General features: G+C 57.8%; 17 protein-coding genes and 2 pseudogenes. 10 read left to right on the forward strand and 9 right to left on the reverse strand.

The genetic code is table 11. From position 1 onward, the window contains the following. Positions 1-235: 235 nt before the first annotated feature. On the reverse strand, positions 236-1,153 hold the full coding sequence (locus QQL28_RS38095) for a hypothetical protein (protein ID WP_284273947.1): 918 nt from the start codon (positions 1,151-1,153) through the stop codon (positions 236-238). Positions 1,154-1,746: 593 nt separating this feature from the next. On the opposite strand from QQL28_RS38095, the pseudogene QQL28_RS38100 reads away from it, so the two are divergent. After that, positions 1,747-2,068: pseudogene (locus QQL28_RS38100) on the forward strand (hypothetical protein); the annotation flags it as partial. 364 nt (positions 2,069-2,432) lie between these two features. Here QQL28_RS38100 and QQL28_RS38105 read toward each other — a convergent pair. The 3 genes from QQL28_RS38105 to QQL28_RS38115 form a co-directional block, all read right to left on the reverse strand. Further along, positions 2,433-3,065 carry a helix-turn-helix transcriptional regulator gene (locus QQL28_RS38105; protein WP_284273948.1) on the reverse strand — a complete coding sequence of 211 codons (633 nt, stop codon included), beginning with the start codon at positions 3,063-3,065 and terminating at the stop codon, positions 2,433-2,435. 814 nt (positions 3,066-3,879) lie between these two features. Next, positions 3,880-5,130, reverse strand: a complete 1,251-nt coding sequence (locus QQL28_RS38110; RefSeq protein ID WP_284273949.1) for a phospholipase effector Tle1 domain-containing protein — start codon at positions 5,128-5,130, stop codon at positions 3,880-3,882. Positions 5,131-5,142: 12 nt separating this feature from the next. Next, entirely contained in the window at positions 5,143-6,624 is a 1,482-nt protein-coding gene (locus tag QQL28_RS38115) for a hypothetical protein (protein WP_284273950.1), read from the reverse strand. Positions 6,625-7,361: 737 nt separating this feature from the next. Between QQL28_RS38115 and QQL28_RS38120 the strand changes: the two are divergent. Further along, positions 7,362-7,648: pseudogene (locus tag QQL28_RS38120) on the forward strand (DUF3892 domain-containing protein). 23 nt (positions 7,649-7,671) lie between these two features. Here QQL28_RS38120 and QQL28_RS38125 read toward each other — a convergent pair. Both QQL28_RS38125 and QQL28_RS38130 read right to left on the reverse strand, forming a co-directional pair. Beyond that, complete coding sequence (locus tag QQL28_RS38125; RefSeq protein WP_284273951.1) at positions 7,672-7,929, reverse strand: hypothetical protein; 258 nt, start codon at positions 7,927-7,929, stop codon at positions 7,672-7,674. An 8-nt stretch (positions 7,930-7,937) separates the two neighbouring features. Beyond that, positions 7,938-8,210, reverse strand: a complete 273-nt coding sequence (locus QQL28_RS38130) for a DUF3800 domain-containing protein (protein ID WP_284273952.1) — start codon at positions 8,208-8,210, stop codon at positions 7,938-7,940. 79 nt (positions 8,211-8,289) lie between these two features. Between QQL28_RS38130 and QQL28_RS38135 the strand changes: the two genes are divergently transcribed. From QQL28_RS38135 to QQL28_RS38160, 6 genes are all read left to right on the forward strand, one after another. Then, the gene (locus tag QQL28_RS38135) at positions 8,290-8,979 is read left to right on the forward strand and encodes an AbiU2 domain-containing protein (RefSeq protein ID WP_284273953.1); all 690 of its coding nucleotides are present in this window, start codon (positions 8,290-8,292) and stop codon (positions 8,977-8,979) included. 21 nt (positions 8,980-9,000) lie between these two features. After that, positions 9,001-9,225 (forward strand): DUF4411 family protein, encoded by a 225-nt coding sequence (locus QQL28_RS38140; RefSeq protein ID WP_284273954.1) that lies wholly within the window; start codon positions 9,001-9,003, stop codon positions 9,223-9,225. Positions 9,226-9,250: 25 nt separating this feature from the next. Next, positions 9,251-10,324, forward strand: coding sequence for a ComEC/Rec2 family competence protein (locus tag QQL28_RS38145; RefSeq protein WP_284273955.1), 1,074 nt, complete (start codon positions 9,251-9,253; stop codon positions 10,322-10,324). Then, on the forward strand, positions 10,305-10,649 hold the full coding sequence (locus QQL28_RS38150; protein WP_284273956.1) for a hypothetical protein: 345 nt from the start codon (positions 10,305-10,307) through the stop codon (positions 10,647-10,649). Before QQL28_RS38145 ends, QQL28_RS38150 begins: the two co-directional genes overlap by 20 nt. A gap of 183 nt (positions 10,650-10,832) precedes the next feature. Beyond that, positions 10,833-11,081, forward strand: a complete 249-nt coding sequence (locus QQL28_RS38155) for a hypothetical protein (protein WP_284273957.1) — start codon at positions 10,833-10,835, stop codon at positions 11,079-11,081. A 297-nt stretch (positions 11,082-11,378) separates the two neighbouring features. Beyond that, positions 11,379-11,858 (forward strand): toll/interleukin-1 receptor domain-containing protein, encoded by a 480-nt coding sequence (locus QQL28_RS38160; RefSeq protein ID WP_284273958.1) that lies wholly within the window; start codon positions 11,379-11,381, stop codon positions 11,856-11,858. Between the two features lie 499 nt (positions 11,859-12,357). On the opposite strand, the gene QQL28_RS38165 is transcribed toward QQL28_RS38160, so the two are convergent. Continuing rightward, complete coding sequence (locus QQL28_RS38165) at positions 12,358-12,495, reverse strand: recombinase family protein (RefSeq protein ID WP_284273959.1); 138 nt, start codon at positions 12,493-12,495, stop codon at positions 12,358-12,360. A 277-nt stretch (positions 12,496-12,772) separates the two neighbouring features. Here QQL28_RS38165 and QQL28_RS38170 point away from each other — a divergent pair, with 277 nt between their 5' ends. Next, positions 12,773-13,072 carry a hypothetical protein gene (locus QQL28_RS38170; RefSeq protein ID WP_284273961.1) on the forward strand — a complete coding sequence of 100 codons (300 nt, stop codon included), beginning with the start codon at positions 12,773-12,775 and terminating at the stop codon, positions 13,070-13,072. Between the two features lie 191 nt (positions 13,073-13,263). Here the strand turns inward: QQL28_RS38170 and QQL28_RS38175 are convergent, their stop codons facing one another. Continuing rightward, positions 13,264-13,476: a hypothetical protein gene (locus QQL28_RS38175; protein ID WP_284273962.1), complete on the reverse strand. Its 213-nt coding sequence runs from the start codon at positions 13,474-13,476 to the stop codon at positions 13,264-13,266. A gap of 537 nt (positions 13,477-14,013) precedes the next feature. On the opposite strand from QQL28_RS38175, the gene QQL28_RS38180 reads away from it, so the two are divergent. Next, complete coding sequence (locus QQL28_RS38180) at positions 14,014-14,619, forward strand: hypothetical protein (RefSeq protein WP_284273963.1); 606 nt, start codon at positions 14,014-14,016, stop codon at positions 14,617-14,619. Between the two features lie 179 nt (positions 14,620-14,798). On the opposite strand, the gene QQL28_RS38185 is transcribed toward QQL28_RS38180, so the two are convergent. Next, a complete protein-coding gene (locus QQL28_RS38185) occupies positions 14,799-15,671 on the reverse strand; it encodes a hypothetical protein (RefSeq protein WP_284273964.1) in 873 nt (290 codons plus the stop codon). Positions 15,672-15,693: the final 22 nt, after the last annotated feature.

Genomic DNA, 15,693 nt, shown 5'->3' on the forward strand with positions numbered 1-15,693 from the left:
GGCTCTCCTTCGTCCACATCGGCGCCCCTTCAAATCGGACCGCCACCCTTGAATCACAAATGATTCCGATGATTCAAGATGTTCCCGGACAGACACTCAGAGTCTCCAGTTTTCGGGAGTGCTTCAGCTTCAGAATCACAAATTGGGCACGTAACCATCGATTCCTCTCAATCATACCAATCCTTCCGATCGCGCGGCAGCAATCGCCCGCGTCATTGTCCTTCCAAACGTTGTTCTACCGGATTTCAACTAAATCGAGAGAGCCGGGCCGGTGCCGCTCGAATACGAGGATGTCGCGCCCTGCTATTGAAACAATTTTTGCGCCCACACGACTGTCCATATTTCTGACAGCCTTTGGGACACCCGCTCCATCAGCGAGTATTCGCCACTTCCTCCGATATTCTGATGCAATCCATGGGAGGCCGGTTACATCGCAAATCATAACCGGACCATGGATAGGCCATTCACTTCGCAGCAAAGGAACTGGCTTCGATGAAATAACTTGGCTTCGTAGTGCTTGCATGACCAGCGGCGCGCGTTTCAGATCAACATTAATGTGCCGCTCCCGACCGCTTGTCGGGTGCCTAAGGACAAATTGATCGTCGATTTCTTCCCACCTTATTCCAGAGGTCCAATACTTGCCACCGTGACAAACATCGCTTTTACCCCTCAATTCCTGGGCAGGTATCCACTCTCCGATGACATCCTTCTGCTTCAAGAGCAATTCGTACTGGAAGGCTTGACCAAGTGCCATTGAGTACCAGCCACAATGATAAGCTGTTTTGATTATGGCCTCAGCGTGGGCGAACGTGAGTCGAACGTCTCGCGCAGGCACGGTAGGAAGCTCAAACGTATTCAATATACGCATCAGGCGGTAACACTCGGCCTCCTCTCGCTGTAAAATGCCGTGAAAAACTATCGCGCGGAGTTGCGAGATGAATGGCCTACCGGATGTCTCGCCTCCTTCAGACCAGCGCTTGTACCAGTAGTTCAACATGCGCCGCGTTATTCCGCTCACAAGCTGGTTGCCTCGATCCCGTTTGATCCGGGACAGATATCGTCCGCTATCGAGGCGCACTCGATAGCTGAGCGTATGATATTTTGACGTTGGGTCGCTTAAGTAATCTTCGATCAGGGTGGCGATAGTCAGCATTGTCATCGTCCCTACACTCAATTGAAGAAGCGCTGCGCCATACCCGCGCTCGCCAAACGACACAGAACGCACAACACCGCCAGTATCGTGATTACCCCTACAATTCCGATTACTCCTTCGGCACTGATAGAAGCTCCGAGTATCTTCACTTTCAATCTAGGGGATCGACGCACGGCATGGTCCTCCAGTTTAGACTCCTGGACCAGCGGCGAACCGTCACTGTTTGATTTGACCGGCTTGTCAAAAATTAGCAACAAGATATGGGAACGAAGCAATTGTTCGAACAATATCAGATAGTTGTCGCCTCCCTATTCACACTTGCACTTTAGGGAAGAAAGTGCGGATGATCGGTGATGCCTGCTTCATGGTTGTATCCCATTGAAAGGGTGCACGAATCTTGGCGCAATTTTTTCGATTGACCTTCCGTGGTGGTCGGCAGGCTTGACTGACACAACGCGCTCATCAGCATATTTGGCGACGCCGACCTCCTCAGTGACTTATTCACATCCGCGATAAGCGGTAGCTTGCGGTCCCCTGCGCACCCCACTGATTGATAATTTGCGCCCCAGTCGCCGGCACGCTTTCCTACTGGCATGACCACCAAGTCCCGCGAATATCTTTTCGGCATGACCATACGCATGTCCGCCGAACGCGCCAAAGGAAGCGCGCAAAGTAGCTGACCGCTTGGCTTGCGAGGCGTGGAACAACCGGATGCTCGGTTACAAGGGACCGGCACAACCATCGCCGACGATCGATGATGCCATCAACGGCGGCTACCCCTACCTTGAGGTTCGCTGCCTGGGCTGCGACACGAATCAAACGGTCGCATTAGAGATCATCCGCAGGCCGAAGACGACGCCGGTGCATGAGTTGGAAAGGTACTTGCGTTGCAAAGATTGCACGCAAGTGCGCGGCTAAGGGACCATCTCCAGATAGCCGACAGTCACTTCTGGCCAGTTGAAAGCTAGGGCGAGCGACAGAATGAGGCCTGCCGTGCTGAATAGTACGATGAGCATCAGCGACTCGGTGTCGAAATTCGGCCTGACGGAACGGGGACCAGCCCGCGCACGCTTAAACATCACGTCATTCGTGTCACTCGTCGTCCTTCGGGGTGAAAGCTGCTCCCTATCAATTCGGCTCGTTCATGGCGCCCCAAGACGGTCGGGCGAAACGTCCCCTGCAAAGAAAATGATAAACCGGCGGCATCGAACCGAACACGGACATAATTGGTAGGTCAGAATCTGTGTGCTTTGCATTGTGTCCTGCGTCTGAAGTACATTTATCGTAGCCGAGATAACAGCGAGACCAACTCGCCCTGGCGCCTGGTCGCGGTGCGAAGGAATACAGCCTTGAGATGGTTTCTGGCTGTTCCTGAAGAGATGTTCATCTCGCGTGCGATTTCATCCAGCGATTTTCCCTTTGCCAACAGCGATGCGAGTTGCGCTTGGACGGGCGTCAAGCCGAAGACTTCCATGAGAGATGCCTGTGAAATGACAGGCATTTCATCTAGGTCCGTCAGCAGAAGGACAACGCTCACTTCACAAGGCAGACTGCTGGATCCAGAACTTCGCAGGATAGCTTCCATCACGATCGGTCGACGACTGGCACGATTGACTGCGAGATGTGAAACTGAGGGCCCTTGCTGCTCCGAGACCAGCCGGGCGCGATCCAGCAGCGCTTCGAGCTTCATTCGCGATTGACAGTCTGCCACATAGATCCGCCGGCCATGCACGGAGAACTCACTGTCAAAGACCTTTGAGGCCTTACCGCTCACAGCCAAGACTGAGCCGTCTCGATCGAGCAAAATGGCTGGGTGGCTTATCAAGTCGAGCGCAATGAGGACGCACGAGTACTCCTTAGGAGTCATCGCCGACTGGTAGATAGGGACGCTTCCCTGGCGAGCATCGAGCATTTGAGTCCCAACAAATCAGTTGGCGCGCGCCTCCTCCAAGCTTCACATGGCTGAAAGCGACACCAATGTCGGCATATTGCGTCAACTCTTAGTGAAACGCAGTGCTAGGGACAGTCCCATTTGGGATGTTCGCGGAACACTCTCTCATCTAGTTGGATGTCAAAGGCAGGACGGATCGTACGATCATGACGCGAGTCGGCCACGGTCGCAGGAAGCAAGCGCGTTTGTCCGGGCCGCACAACGCCAACCATCCTCAATTTGTCGATCGCCTATCACGCAGCTCGGCATCTCCCAGATCAAACGCGGTCAGCGTCCAAAGTCACGCCGCGGGCCATCGATAAGACGCCGGCCAACGGTGGGTCACCAAGAAACTTCGGGCATCTCCATCATGCGAACGAGCTCGGCCGGCCTGCATTGCCTCACACGGATCAAGCGACCACGTGGAAGCAAGATCGCACCTCACATGGGAACAGCGGCACGGTCGATCCCATGCGCCCCTTGCCGGATCCCTTTGGCGAGCGGTTGTCGCGCTTAAGCCAATTCATGGGTGCAGAGGCCAAACGGCCCCCTCTCAGGTCTCTGCCCGCAAAAGATTCGGCCCGCAGCTTTCGTCCCCCTCCGTCTCGGGCAAGATTATCGCCCCTCAAAGTCGAAGTTCCCTGATTTCGGGGCATCCAACTCAGAAATTCTGCGCCAGATGGGAACGACGCGCAGACTTTCACGAAACCACGAATCAACTCTTAGTCGGCAAAGGCGCGAGATGAGCCCTAAGCTTCCTAACAAGCGCGCTGGACAATACAGCTTATAAGTCCAATCAGGTCGAAACAGCACCACTTGGCGGGGCGCTGAGCTTATCCGCGGAGTCGGATTCGATCGCGTCGTCGCCTCCTCTGGTTGAGGCTTCGAAGTATTTTTTTGCTTTGAGATGGTTTTGCAGCGCGACAGGTCGGTAGGGCCCGAAGCTCGTGAAATTGCGTACCGACTTCATTGCCAGCCGCTCGTAGACCGTGGAGTGAAGTTGCGCCGTATCGGGCACCTCCCGAACCGCCTTCGCCCATCTAAGCGCAGTCCCGCCCATTCCCACCATACATTCGTCGTGCATCATGCCATCGGCCGATGGATATAATCTTAGCAAGTTCTTGTCGACGATGACTCGACCTGCCCCCGGAATCTTCTCGGTGATGAACTCCACCATCCAGGCCAACGTAATGTCCGACAGGCGCGACTCGTTCTCAGGATAGCTTCCGCCAATATCGGCATGATTTCCGGCGAACCAGATCTGATCGAATTGCTCCGGCTCGCCGTGTCTATCCGGCCACTTTACGGTACCGCTTCCTCCCCAGGGTACCCGCTTGAAGTCCTTTCGGCCTTCATCGATCGATTGCAGATGCCGCGCGTATTGGATGTCTGATGGGAAATGCCGATCATAAGCCCAGTCGGGAAAGAAGCGTTGCCAGCCGATCGCGGCGACGGCGTCCCAAATCCCGATGAAATAGGTGGAGGCCCCTGCCGAGCGCCCGACCTGTGAACGGTAGGCATCGCGAAACTGGGCTGCTCTCTTTTCCGCCTTCGCGCCGTCCCTGGGCATCCCACGCCAGTAGATGGAGGATACCGCGTCCTTGGCGACTCTCCTCAACGAACTCGGATCGAGACTGATCGGCTGGCCATTCCGCTCCTTCGTCGGAATACCGCATAGCTCGAGCACGTGAGCGAGACACCTGGCGGTGTAGGCGCCGCGGCTGAAACCGAATAGGTAGATACGGTCTTCCGGCTCCCAGACGCCGACGATTGCGACGTAACAATCGATTATCTTCTTCGTAATGCCGAATCCGAACATCTGCTGAGCCGTCTCTTTTACCCCGCCCCAGCTGTTGTTGTTATGTCCGGGTATCGGCGTCCCAATACCGGGAATGTAGAGCGCCAACTGCTTGTTCGGGTCGATGATCGTTTCAGGCCCGGTGCGCGTTGCCCGATAGAGTTTGTAGACGTTCGTGCGACTCTCGTCCGGCAGGAGACCGCCTTCGTTACCCGTGCCATCCGCGAACACCAGGATGTTCTTAGCCATTTCGGTCTTCCTTTATCCCGTGACGAGAGGTTCGAGCGATGCATCTGCGACGATGATGCCGGTCGCATCGGTGAAGATGGCGGCGACGTCCCTAGCCTTCTGACGGTATGCATCGTAGGTGCTTTGGCCGACGAGCGGGATCGCCTCTGCCAGGCTCGCCACCCGCCCCTGCTTGGCAGCCACCGCGGCAGCCTTGAGTTTCTGCTCATCGGAACGGAGACCGGAAATAGCGGTATTGAGGTCGGAAATGTTGGTTGGCGTCACCAGCTTGCCGCCGATGTAGACGAGTTGGCTAAGTCCAACGATACCCAGGATCGTATCCGGAACAACGAACGTCGAGAGCTGATTCACGCCTGCCGCGATCAAGCCTCCGATCACGACCAGCCCAAAAATGAAGCTCTGGTAGCGATATACGTCGAAGACACCGTCCGTGGAGAAGAAGTCACGCCAGGTCGCGTTTGACGGGTCGACGATCGTCTTGGCCATCGGAAGCCAATTGCGTCGCAGTAGCCATGCGCGGTTTTCCGCCGACAGCGTGTTCCGTTGGCTATCAGTGCCCTTGGCTATAGTGGCGCCGATGCCGCTGATGCCCAGGAGCGTCAGGATCGATCCGGAGAGATCGACCAACGTTCCTGTCTGAAGCAAAAGCAGCGAGATCAGAGCAGCAACTGCAAGGGAGAAGGCCAGCGTCTGGAACGTCGACAGGCTTCCTTTTCCGTCCGCCCCCGCCGAGACTTGCGCGGGGTTCATCGCGCGCAGGAAGGATCCCAACGTGTGATCGTTCTTGCGGAGCGCAAAGGCTATCCAGAGGTAGAGAACCAGCACTTCGACAAGGACGGCGCCGATGCTGAACCAATACGGACTGAGGCGGACGCTTACGGACGAGACGCGCCAAGGAGACTGACCAACCGGGCTGTTGCAGGTGTAAAGATAAAGATCGACTCTACTCCAAAACCAAGCCAGATCGTCTCCCATGTTCAATGTGACGATGGTCTGGTCGGGCTCGAGCAGATGTTTCTTGACCAGCGCGTCCGATTCCGTTGCGCGGTGCGTGACTACGTCTTGCCGCTTGAAAAGGTAGGTTTCGTCTCCGTAGTCGATACCAGCGAAATAACGTACGCCATCGACGAACGGCGCGCGCACACCGACGTCAACGCGCTGGTTTGTGGGCAAGAAGTTCGTGGCAAGCACGATTGGTGCGCCTACCGGATTGCGACCAGATCGAAGTTCGATGGCGAACTCTCCGGGCTTCACGCACTGCTTCTGAGGATCGCTCGGCGTGGTCTGAACGCTCGCAGGGGTGCCAGCGCCCGTCGACTGCGCTGGCTTTTGAATCGAAGGATCGGATCGCGGCTCGCCAGATATCGATTGCGACACCGCAGGGTTCTGCCCGTCACCTTGCGCTGGTTGTGCCTGCTGCACTCTCGCTGGAGAAGAGAGAAACACAGTTGTTAGCGCCACGGCGCAAACAGCAAGAATGCGGGATTGAGTCATTTATTTTCACCGGTGGGTAAGCCGACCCCCATCATTACCCATGGTTGTTCTTGACCCGCAAGCCAACTTCTATGTTTCGTTTCGCTTGTCCCCGAGTAAAGCAGTCGACCGAACCAGCAATCGGTCTGCCAAACTCTCGGGCTCCGTTTGCAATCTTGGTCCTCGCAAAGGCAGCTATGAATATGAATTCGACGGCTCCCAAGCTCGGTGGACGTCACGACATTGGACCGGCCGTGGCTGACTTCGGCATACCGGCATGTCACGAGCTTCGGATCAATTCTGTGTATCCCAATTCGATAATGATCGGCAGCGGCAAGAGAGACGAATTTGCCGGAAATCTGCATCATGTGTGTGATAGCGGATTAAAATCCGGACAGGCAGGGCGAAGACATTCGCGACGGAATGTAGCGTGTACCTTAGGGCGGGAGCGGCATTGAATGATCTTTCAAGCATCTGTTTGCGCCCGAGATCGAGGACCGTTCGAGAGATCTGCATTGCGAGATTGTCGTTTCGACCTCCCTAGGAAAGACTTCAATGACGAAGCAGGCCAAAGACCTCCACGCGGTCTCGATATTGCTGGCTGTCATCTGAATGGCAATTCGCCGGCAGTGTTCGACGCATTCGCAGGAGCCCCACGCTGAGTAAGCAATCGTGCTTGCTCCGACCGCAGCGACCCAGCTTTTTTGTCGTCGGGACGAACTGGTTCCTCGCCCCCAATTTGAATGGAAAGCAAGACCATGGCCAGTTACCGCATTGATTGTGTTCACAAGCCGAACCGTATGAGCCGGCATGAGCACATCACGGATGTCGGTGGGCCCAAGCCCGAAGGCGGAAGATGGAGGGAGAAGGTAGAAGACGTTGTTCGTTTTATTGAGAACAAGCAGCACAGGTTCTACACGCAAGAAGGTAATTCGACCGCTTGGGTTGCCGTACGAAAAAGCCCTCGGGACGGAAATTCATTCAGAGCCATGCAGATGGAGTCTGGAATGACAATCTGCTTGCCCTCGACGAGTGCTCGACCTAGCTCAACCTTCAAGGAACCTGGCCTTAGGGTGCCGAGGGCCGCAGGCCCCGATCAGGCGTGCGCCAAGGGCGCATCGCCTGAGCGGAAAATGGCACCCGCGGGAGCGTGAGCATAGCGACGCCGACGGCGGCACGCGGGACCGAGTGCAGCGACGAGACCTGTAGACGCTCCATGCAGAAGCCAAGGGCAATGCTGTAGGGATCGGCCGGGTCGCTGTACTTCTTGACGTGGGCGGCTTTGTCGATGACGGCGGCAATGAGCGTGAATTCGGCCTCGCCCATCAACTGGGTCACGCGGTCGATAAATGCCGCCCGTGTCTTGGCATTGAGCAGGAAGTTGAAATCGCCCGTTGCCTTGCGAATTTCATGGCCGTGCAGGACGACGCTGTCGTGGCCCCAGAATCGAATTTCAGGCGCTGAATCGCAGGGACGACTTTTTCGATGTATTTCGCCTTCTCGACCACGCAGAAAGCCAGGGCGAACACCGGGTGATCCGGGTTGATGTTGGTGAGGCCGTGATCACCGCTCTCATCGATGTAGACAATGTATTCGCTGAAATCCATGTTGCTGCATTACCACGAGTTTGGACCGGCGTCCGAAGCGCTAACATTGGACTAGGTCGGACATAATGGGAGACAAGTCGTGACGGAGCACCACACGGCAGAACGGATCAAGCAACGCAACATCGATGCAATGGGCGAAGCGTTGGGCACGCAGTATTCAGCGCTGTGGCAAGAGCTGGCTGTCCTGCACCTCTACTGGGCGGAATATAAAGAGTTGTTCGGGACCAAGCCCTCTCGCATCGACCTGATGAACCAGGCCGCCCCGGCGTTCTTCCATATGTTGCAGGAAGAACTCTGGGACAGCCGTCTGATGCATCTCGCGCGCATCACTGACTCGCCGAAGAGCCTGGGCAAGGACAACCTCACCATCCGCAACCTGCCGGGCCTCATCGACGACGCTGCCCTCAAAGCGAAGATCACGACCCTCGTAGATCAAGCGCTTGGCGCCACCAAGTTCTGCCGCGACTGGCGCAACCGGCACATTGGTCACATTGACCTGGCGCTGGCGACAGGCGCGCCGGCAACCCCACTTGCCCCGGCGAGCCGGAAGCAGGTCAACGACGCGCTGAAGGCCATCGCCGATGTCATGAACGCACTGGATGCCCATTATTTTGATTCCGAGACCGGGTACGATCGGCCGATCAGGATCAACGGGGCTCTGGCCTTCCTGTTTGTGCTGAACGACGGGATCAAGGCCCATGAAGCGCATGACAAACGGATTGAGGCGGGCGAATACCGGATAGAAGACCTGAAGCCCGACGATGTTTAAGCGCCACCACTACGCTTGGCAGTGCTGGGAGCCGACCCGTTCGTCATCGCGCTCACCAAGGTCAACGGCTACACGGTCATTACTGAGGAGACAGGCATCGGCAGCCTCGGGAAAATCCCCGGCGTCTGCGCCGCGATGAAGGTGGCCTTGTGCTGTTCCACGATGTTCACCATATCCCCCACCACCATAGGGATACTCGCCCGAGTTTTTCCCGTCTTCGAAACCGACCCGACGACCGCCCCGTAAGGGCGGCCGAACGAAGGAGTGTGCCTTGCCCTACGAGATTGATTTTCTCCGTCCTGGTGACAGCAGCGGTGACGCCATCATTGTGAAATGGGGCGAGACCAAGGAAAGCGGATTCTGGCTGAACGTTGTCGATGGCGGCTTCACCGAAACCGGGGACCAGATCATCGAGCACATAGAGAAGTATCACGCCAAAGACGCCACGATCGCCAACGTGGTCCTTTCGCACGCCGATAACGACCATGCCCCCGGCCTCATCAAGGTGCTGGAACACGAGGCGTTTACCATCTCGACCCTCTGGATGAACAAGCCCTGGGATTACGTCGATGAAGTCATCGACAAATTCCACGGCGCCTACACCCGCGAGGGGCTCATCAAGAAGATGCGCGAGATGCATCCGTACCTGGTCGAGATGGAGAAGATCGCCAACAGGCGCGGCATCGCAATCAAGGCGCCCTTGCAAGGCGCACAGATCGGCGCGTTCACGGTTCTCGCACCCAGTCGCGCGCGCTACGTCGCGCTGATCCCCGATCTCGATAAGACCCCGCCGTCGTATGCGAGCGAATCCAGAGGTATTCTCGGCTCTCTCATAAAGACCGTGTCCGACGTCGCGGAGAAGGTGCTGGAGCGCCTGGACTTCGAGACCCTCGACAACAACCCGCCGGCTACCTCGGCCTCCAACGAGACCTCGGTGGTGCAGTGGGCTTCCTTCGGCAACAAGCGCGTGTTGCTGACCGCCGATGTTGGCCCCGAAGGACTCGCTGAGGCGGCCGACTACGCCGAGCAGATCAGCCTGCTGATCCAACCGACGCTGGTGCAGATTCCCCACCACGGCAGCCGCCGCAACGTGACGCCCGCGGTGCTCAATCGCTGGCTTGGCAAATACCCCGCCGAGAATCAGGGGAACGCCGTCGCGTCGATGGGCAAGAATGCCGACATTTACCCGCGCAAGAAGGTCGCCAATGCGTTCACGCGCCGCGGCTACCACGTCTACGCGACGCACCGAGGCTGGATCAACTTCGTCCACGAGTACGACAGGCGCGCGGGTGTTCAGGATGCCCCCGTCATCCCGTTCACCCCGGATGTTGAAGACGATGATTAAAGTACTCCCGAAATTCGACAAGTACACCCTCTACGCCCGTCTCTTCCCGGCCGTTATCGCAGCCGCCCCTGCCATCGCGCTGGCCTGGGCGGTAATTGCGAGCAAGGAGGTGAGGCTGGTGCAGGCCATTGCGGGCACCGCCCTGGCCGTGCTGCTGATGGTGTTCGCCGACGTCGCCAGAAGGAGAGGCAAGGCCATAGAGCCGCGCCTGATCGAGCAGATGGGCGGCCTGCCAAGCGTCACGATGCTGCGACACCGCGACACGACGTTTGACGCAGCGACCAAAGCCAGGATGCATGCGTTCCTGTCCGAAAAGCTGGCCTAGCCGGCAGCGGCAGCAGAACAGGAGGCCGCCGCCCCTGAAACCGCGGACGACTTTTACGCGCGCGCCGGCAATTGGCTGCGTGAGAATACGCGCAGCAAGAAGAAGTTCGACATCCTGTTCAACGAAAACATCACTTATGGCAACCGGCGCAATCTGTTTGCGCTCAAGTGGCCGGCCTTGCTTATGAACGTCCTGATCGTCATCGGCAGCGCCGCCTACCTGTGGCTTCAGCAAGGCCCGCTTGATCTGCTGCCCGTTTTTGTGATCGCCTTCCTGCACGCAGCCTATCTGGCGATCTTCTCAACCCGGTCGGCCGTCGAAGAGGCATCCCGCATCTACGCGCGCCAGCTGCTGCTAAGCTCGGAATCGGGCAGAACTTCGGATGCCGCCGCCAGCGGCCGCCAAACCGCGCACTCGCAAGAAGAAGACTGAAGAGCCTGGTGCTCTCGCGACCTAGATCGTGAAACTATCAACCAATGATCGAGAATGGTGGAAAATGGCTAGATGCACAGCACCAGTAGAAGGGCATCGCTCAGCGAGCGCTGCAGCGAACTGCCCTGCATGCCGCGGCCGCTATCGCGGCTTCAGGTCGTACCCGTCCTATACCCCATCCTATTCCCCGACCTACACCCCGTCCTACTCCTCGTCGGGCGGCGGCGGGGGCGGCGCAGCAGCGGCGGCGGGTCTGGCAGCCGCGTAAGGCCGAGATGGTCGCGAGCGGGTTCGTCCGTGACGTACACGCCTGCCGAGGTGCGGGCGCTCACGCCAGTCCGCGAGAACGTCGAGAAGCAAGCCTCTCTGGACCTTCGGGACGTCTTTCTTTGCCATGCGTGGGACGATCGGCAGGGGGCCGCCAAGGAACTACACGATCTGCTCGAGTCACGCGGTGTCAGGGTCTGGTTCAGCGAGAAGGACGTTGGCCTCGGTGTGCCGTTGCTCCGCGCCATCGACAAGGGCCTGGCGAACTCGCGGATTGGGATCGTGCTGGTGACCCCTGCGCTGCTGCGCCGCCTCCCAACAGAAGGCATCGCCGACAAAGAACTTTCGGCACTCCTCGCTGGTGAGCGTCTCGTTCCCGTTGTGCACCAGACGACGTATGAAGCTCTCCGCGAAGTTAGCCCTCTGCTCGCCTCGCGAAGCGGCCTGAGCACCGCAGAAGAACCGATGGCGGATGTCGCAGCCAAGCTCGCCGAGCTGGTCGCCCTCTAGCTCTATTGCCGGGGTGGCCGGGCCACGTCGCACTTATTTCAATGGCGGAGATATCCTCGTTAGATATTGCTAGCGATAGCCCTTCTTGAGCTTCTGCGTCCAAACCGACACCAATGCCATATCGGCCGGGCCGCGCGTCTTGCACACCTGGATGCAGACGCGTCCCCCCGCTCAAGCCGCCCCCTTCGCGAAAACGACCATTCGCCGAACAGCGTTTGCTGAACATCTAGTTTGTAGAAGCGCTACATGTTGCGCTCCAGGTCGATGCGTTGCAGGCTGATCGCGGTCATGCCGACATCTCTTCTTGCAGGGCTCGCGATACGGTCGATGCGTGGCAGCCGAGCGCATCCCGATCTCGCGCAGGCCTCGCGCTTCGTTCTGCAGATCCCGCGCATGTGCGATCTGCTCCTTACTCAGCTTCGCCTCGGCCCAAACCGTCGGCCTTGCGCTTTTGCGCGCCAGGCGGTCAATGCGAGTTACAGCGGGCACATCGCCTGGGTCAAGTGCGGCGATAGCACGAGCAAGCTTGTGGCCGATCGGCCCTTACCCCGCTTATCTTTTCAGCGAAGACCTTGACGGCGCCCGCGGCCTTAAGTGCGTCAACTTGGGCGGCATGATCCTGCTCGGAAGTAGACACGCGCGCATATCATAGATCCCGATAATCCGGGACCACACGTGGATTGGTTGCTCTAGCTCGACCGGGTGCGGCTATGTCGTCTGACATCCACCCCGCTCCGCTGCTTCCCGTCGATCGTGGGCGCGAGCCCGTGAAATACCGTGGCCATTGCAGCCTTTGCCATCGCCACTATACGCGCCCTGACGCCCCGACTTCGGTGGCTTGCCCGAACTGCCCGGCTTCGATCCGTTCCGATGTCCGAGGTGCGCAGTGCCAATTGCGATCGGACTACTGAGCGATGGGCAATCCGGTAGCTAACTCATCTGGTCATCCGATCGCCATCGGAAGCAGCGTGCCGGCCTACATCATCAACGACGACGCGGAGTTGCGCTTCGAGGGCTTCACGCGCGTGGTGAGCCACTGCGAATCCTATCCGCACTGGTACCGCGTCCGGTTTGAGCGCGAGCAGGTGGACCGTGTCCGCCTCATCCTTCCGCCGTTGATCCACAACGACCCATGGCTGACGGCTGAACTGCTGCGCGAGCTTTGGCGCACGCGCGGTCTTTCCCCCTGGACTGAATTCTTCCCTGTCGACTGACTCCAAAGGAGATTGCGATGCATGACGTGCTTACCCGGCAGGGGCTCGAACATTTGTCTTAACGGCAGAGCTAGCTTCGGAACGCTTCCATCCTGCAGGAGCCATTGCGTCCTCTGCCTGGTCGCTTTGTCGGCCGTTTGGCGGACTTGACCATCTTGGCCTTGGCGCCAACGATCTCAGTGATCGCCGTTTCAGGTTCGATGAGCAACAGCTTGCTCTGCTCGCGTCCTGCGAGGTCCCGCCACTTCTGCTCGGTGAGCACGATATCCCGATTGAGCATGACGATCCGCCCCCTTGTAGTCCTTCTCGGGCTTGAACTCGGGATTGGCGGCGGGATCGAACGGCTCGACGAAGGCGACCTGTTCGACGGGTACCAGCTTCTTACCGATGGTGATGACTTTCATGGGTATCTCCTGTTTATGGGTTGAGGAGATTCCGGTGTACCGAAAGCGATCGATCCGCTGCACAGGAAGGGTTGGGAATCGAGGCGGAAGGATTGGGAAGGTTTTGCTATCCAAGCCCGAGCACCGAGCCCGCCGTCGCCTACTAAAAGTGGCTTCTTACATTCCGGCGTCAGCTCTACCGAATCAGCGTATGTACCGCCTCGCCGACGCGGCCCTGCGTACCTGATTGAGCTCTCGACGCGTACAAAAATGAGTCAGGATTAAAAATTTCAGGGATGCAGGATTGAACGTACCCGATTCAAAAGACTCGATAATTCGCGACACATCCCTCACTCACGGGCAAACTACGTCTGGCTCGGTCTTGCTTTTTGGACTCTGGCGATTCAAGAGTGACAGCGTATCCTGTGCGCAAGGAATTCGGCGGCGGAAACTAGCGCCAGGAGGGGGACGCAATTTCTTTGCGGGTCTCGTCGGCTGTGGAGGCTCCTCTCCTTCACGGGTCATCTCGGATTCTGCCGCCACCTTGCCGGAGCGGGCGTGCCAAATTCCCGAAAGCGCCGCGAAACAGGACATTCCAAAGAGGCGGGGGACGCCGCGAAGTCACCCATTGCGGCTGGCGGTTCGCTCGAGCGTTCGCTTCGCAAGTTAGCGATTTCGTCGCGCGATGCCACCGTCAACCAGCTTGCCGAATTCGCGCGTAGCATCGAAGAATCTGATGACATAGTATATGCGGAGAAGCTGGATATTCTTGTCCGCTCGACCGTGGCCTTGACCGAAGCGCTGGATAACCTCACACGCTCCGCGCCCCCTAGCCCACCCGAGCTTTTCGAGAACCGAGCTGATAAGTCAGAGAACCCGTTCGAATTTGTCCATCGCGTCTACGGCCAATATCTCGACCGAGGCCTGTCCAAAGCGGATATCAGATCCCTCGACGCGAAGCTGTATCAGGGCATCCTAAATCGCGAGAAACGGTATAGCGATCCCAGTCTCGTGCTTCCCACCAAGGCTGAGGTCAACGATCAGCAGTTGGCCCAATTCGAGACCCTGGCCGACGTCATCGCCAGCCTACCGGACGTCTTTTTGAAGAAGGTGAAGCTCTATCGAGCCATCGCCGTCCGGAAACATCATCGCCTGAAGAAGTAAGACTGCTAGGCGCGAGTAACCAATCGTTAGGAGCTCCAGGGTTAATTTGACCGTGTTCTGTTTTAGTAATACGGTCATGGAGCAAGACATGAAGGACGACGCTGATAGCGGTTACCCTCGGGAGTCCTGGTCGAGGGGGTTCAGCCAAGCGTTCATTTCGGGGATTTTGGTAGCGATCATTAGCTTTTGGCTCCTGACCCCGTCACAAAGTCCGCAAAGTCGCGACTGCCCGGCTCAGTATGCCTTTGAGCGCCGGGCGTGATCCCCGCAGGGGACGATTCCTTCCTCTGAGGTATGCTCGGAGTCAGTCTATTAACAGAGGACCGGCTTCGTCCGCTCAAGTTATGGGGCTGAACGCTGCCGAGCTGCACCGTTCTGTCCGTGATTTTGATGACCTCCGAGAGCGTTTCCTTCGAGGGAGGACGTGCGCCGAACAGTTTTTCGCCGCGGTCTTTACTCTTGTCCTTGGAACGATCTTTAAGACTGTCGTGTGCAAAATAAGCAAAGGGAAGCAATGTCTTGTCAGTAAGATCGTGCTCCGGATCGAACCAAAGAACAAAACGCCCGTCGGCAGCACGGATCATCAGCGCGCAATATCGCCAATATTCCGCAGGGTCGGTCGCCGCACAAGCAAGCGTGTACCCGTGCCTTGCCCAGATATTGCGATCGTAGGCCGCTTGCGCGGCTGCCTTGGCCTGCGCGAGAAAACCAAGATCGAGACGAGGGTCATTGAATAGTTGTGACGACGTTTCATTTGCATCGCAAAACCCAGCAATCATTAGCGCTCGCGCCATTTGACCGGGATGACCGGTCGTCATGAATTGCCTCGCGTAAGCGAGCACTTCAATTGTCTTCTTGCCTTGCGCTGCACACAGCACCTCGATGAATAGGTCCGCATCGTTCGTGGCGGATTGCGGGCGGCGCATCCGCAATTTTTGTATGCGCACGCCGTCTTCGGCTGTCCAAAGTGCGAGCCGATTGAAGGGCAGTTCCGCCGGGCCAATATTCAGGTTCACGTCCGGTGTCACATCGAATACCGGCACTGAGGTCACATCGATTCCGCAGGATGCCAAG

It is taken from the genome of Bradyrhizobium iriomotense (genome assembly GCF_030160715.1).
Taxonomy (GTDB): Bacteria; Pseudomonadota; Alphaproteobacteria; order Rhizobiales; family Xanthobacteraceae; genus Bradyrhizobium; species Bradyrhizobium iriomotense.

Coding starts and splice junctions, on each gene's coding strand:
- QQL28_RS38095 (WP_284273947.1), bottom strand. CDS start 1,153: ATGCTGACTATCGCCACCCTGATCGAAGATTACTTAAGCGACCCAACG.
- QQL28_RS38105 (WP_284273948.1), bottom strand. CDS start 3,065: ATGCTCGATGCTCGCCAGGGAAGCGTCCCTATCTACCAGTCGGCGATG.
- QQL28_RS38110 (WP_284273949.1), bottom strand. CDS start 5,130: ATGGCTAAGAACATCCTGGTGTTCGCGGATGGCACGGGTAACGAAGGC.
- QQL28_RS38115 (WP_284273950.1), bottom strand. CDS start 6,624: ATGACTCAATCCCGCATTCTTGCTGTTTGCGCCGTGGCGCTAACAACT.
- QQL28_RS38125 (WP_284273951.1), bottom strand. CDS start 7,929: ATGGGCGAGGCCGAATTCACGCTCATTGCCGCCGTCATCGACAAAGCC.
- QQL28_RS38130 (WP_284273952.1), bottom strand. CDS start 8,210: ATGGATTTCAGCGAATACATTGTCTACATCGATGAGAGCGGTGATCAC.
- QQL28_RS38150 (WP_284273956.1), top strand. CDS start 10,305: ATGTTGAAGACGATGATTAAAGTACTCCCGAAATTCGACAAGTACACC.
- QQL28_RS38155 (WP_284273957.1), top strand. CDS start 10,833: ATGAACGTCCTGATCGTCATCGGCAGCGCCGCCTACCTGTGGCTTCAG.
- QQL28_RS38170 (WP_284273961.1), top strand. CDS start 12,773: ATGGGCAATCCGGTAGCTAACTCATCTGGTCATCCGATCGCCATCGGA.
- QQL28_RS38175 (WP_284273962.1), bottom strand. CDS start 13,476: ATGAAAGTCATCACCATCGGTAAGAAGCTGGTACCCGTCGAACAGGTC.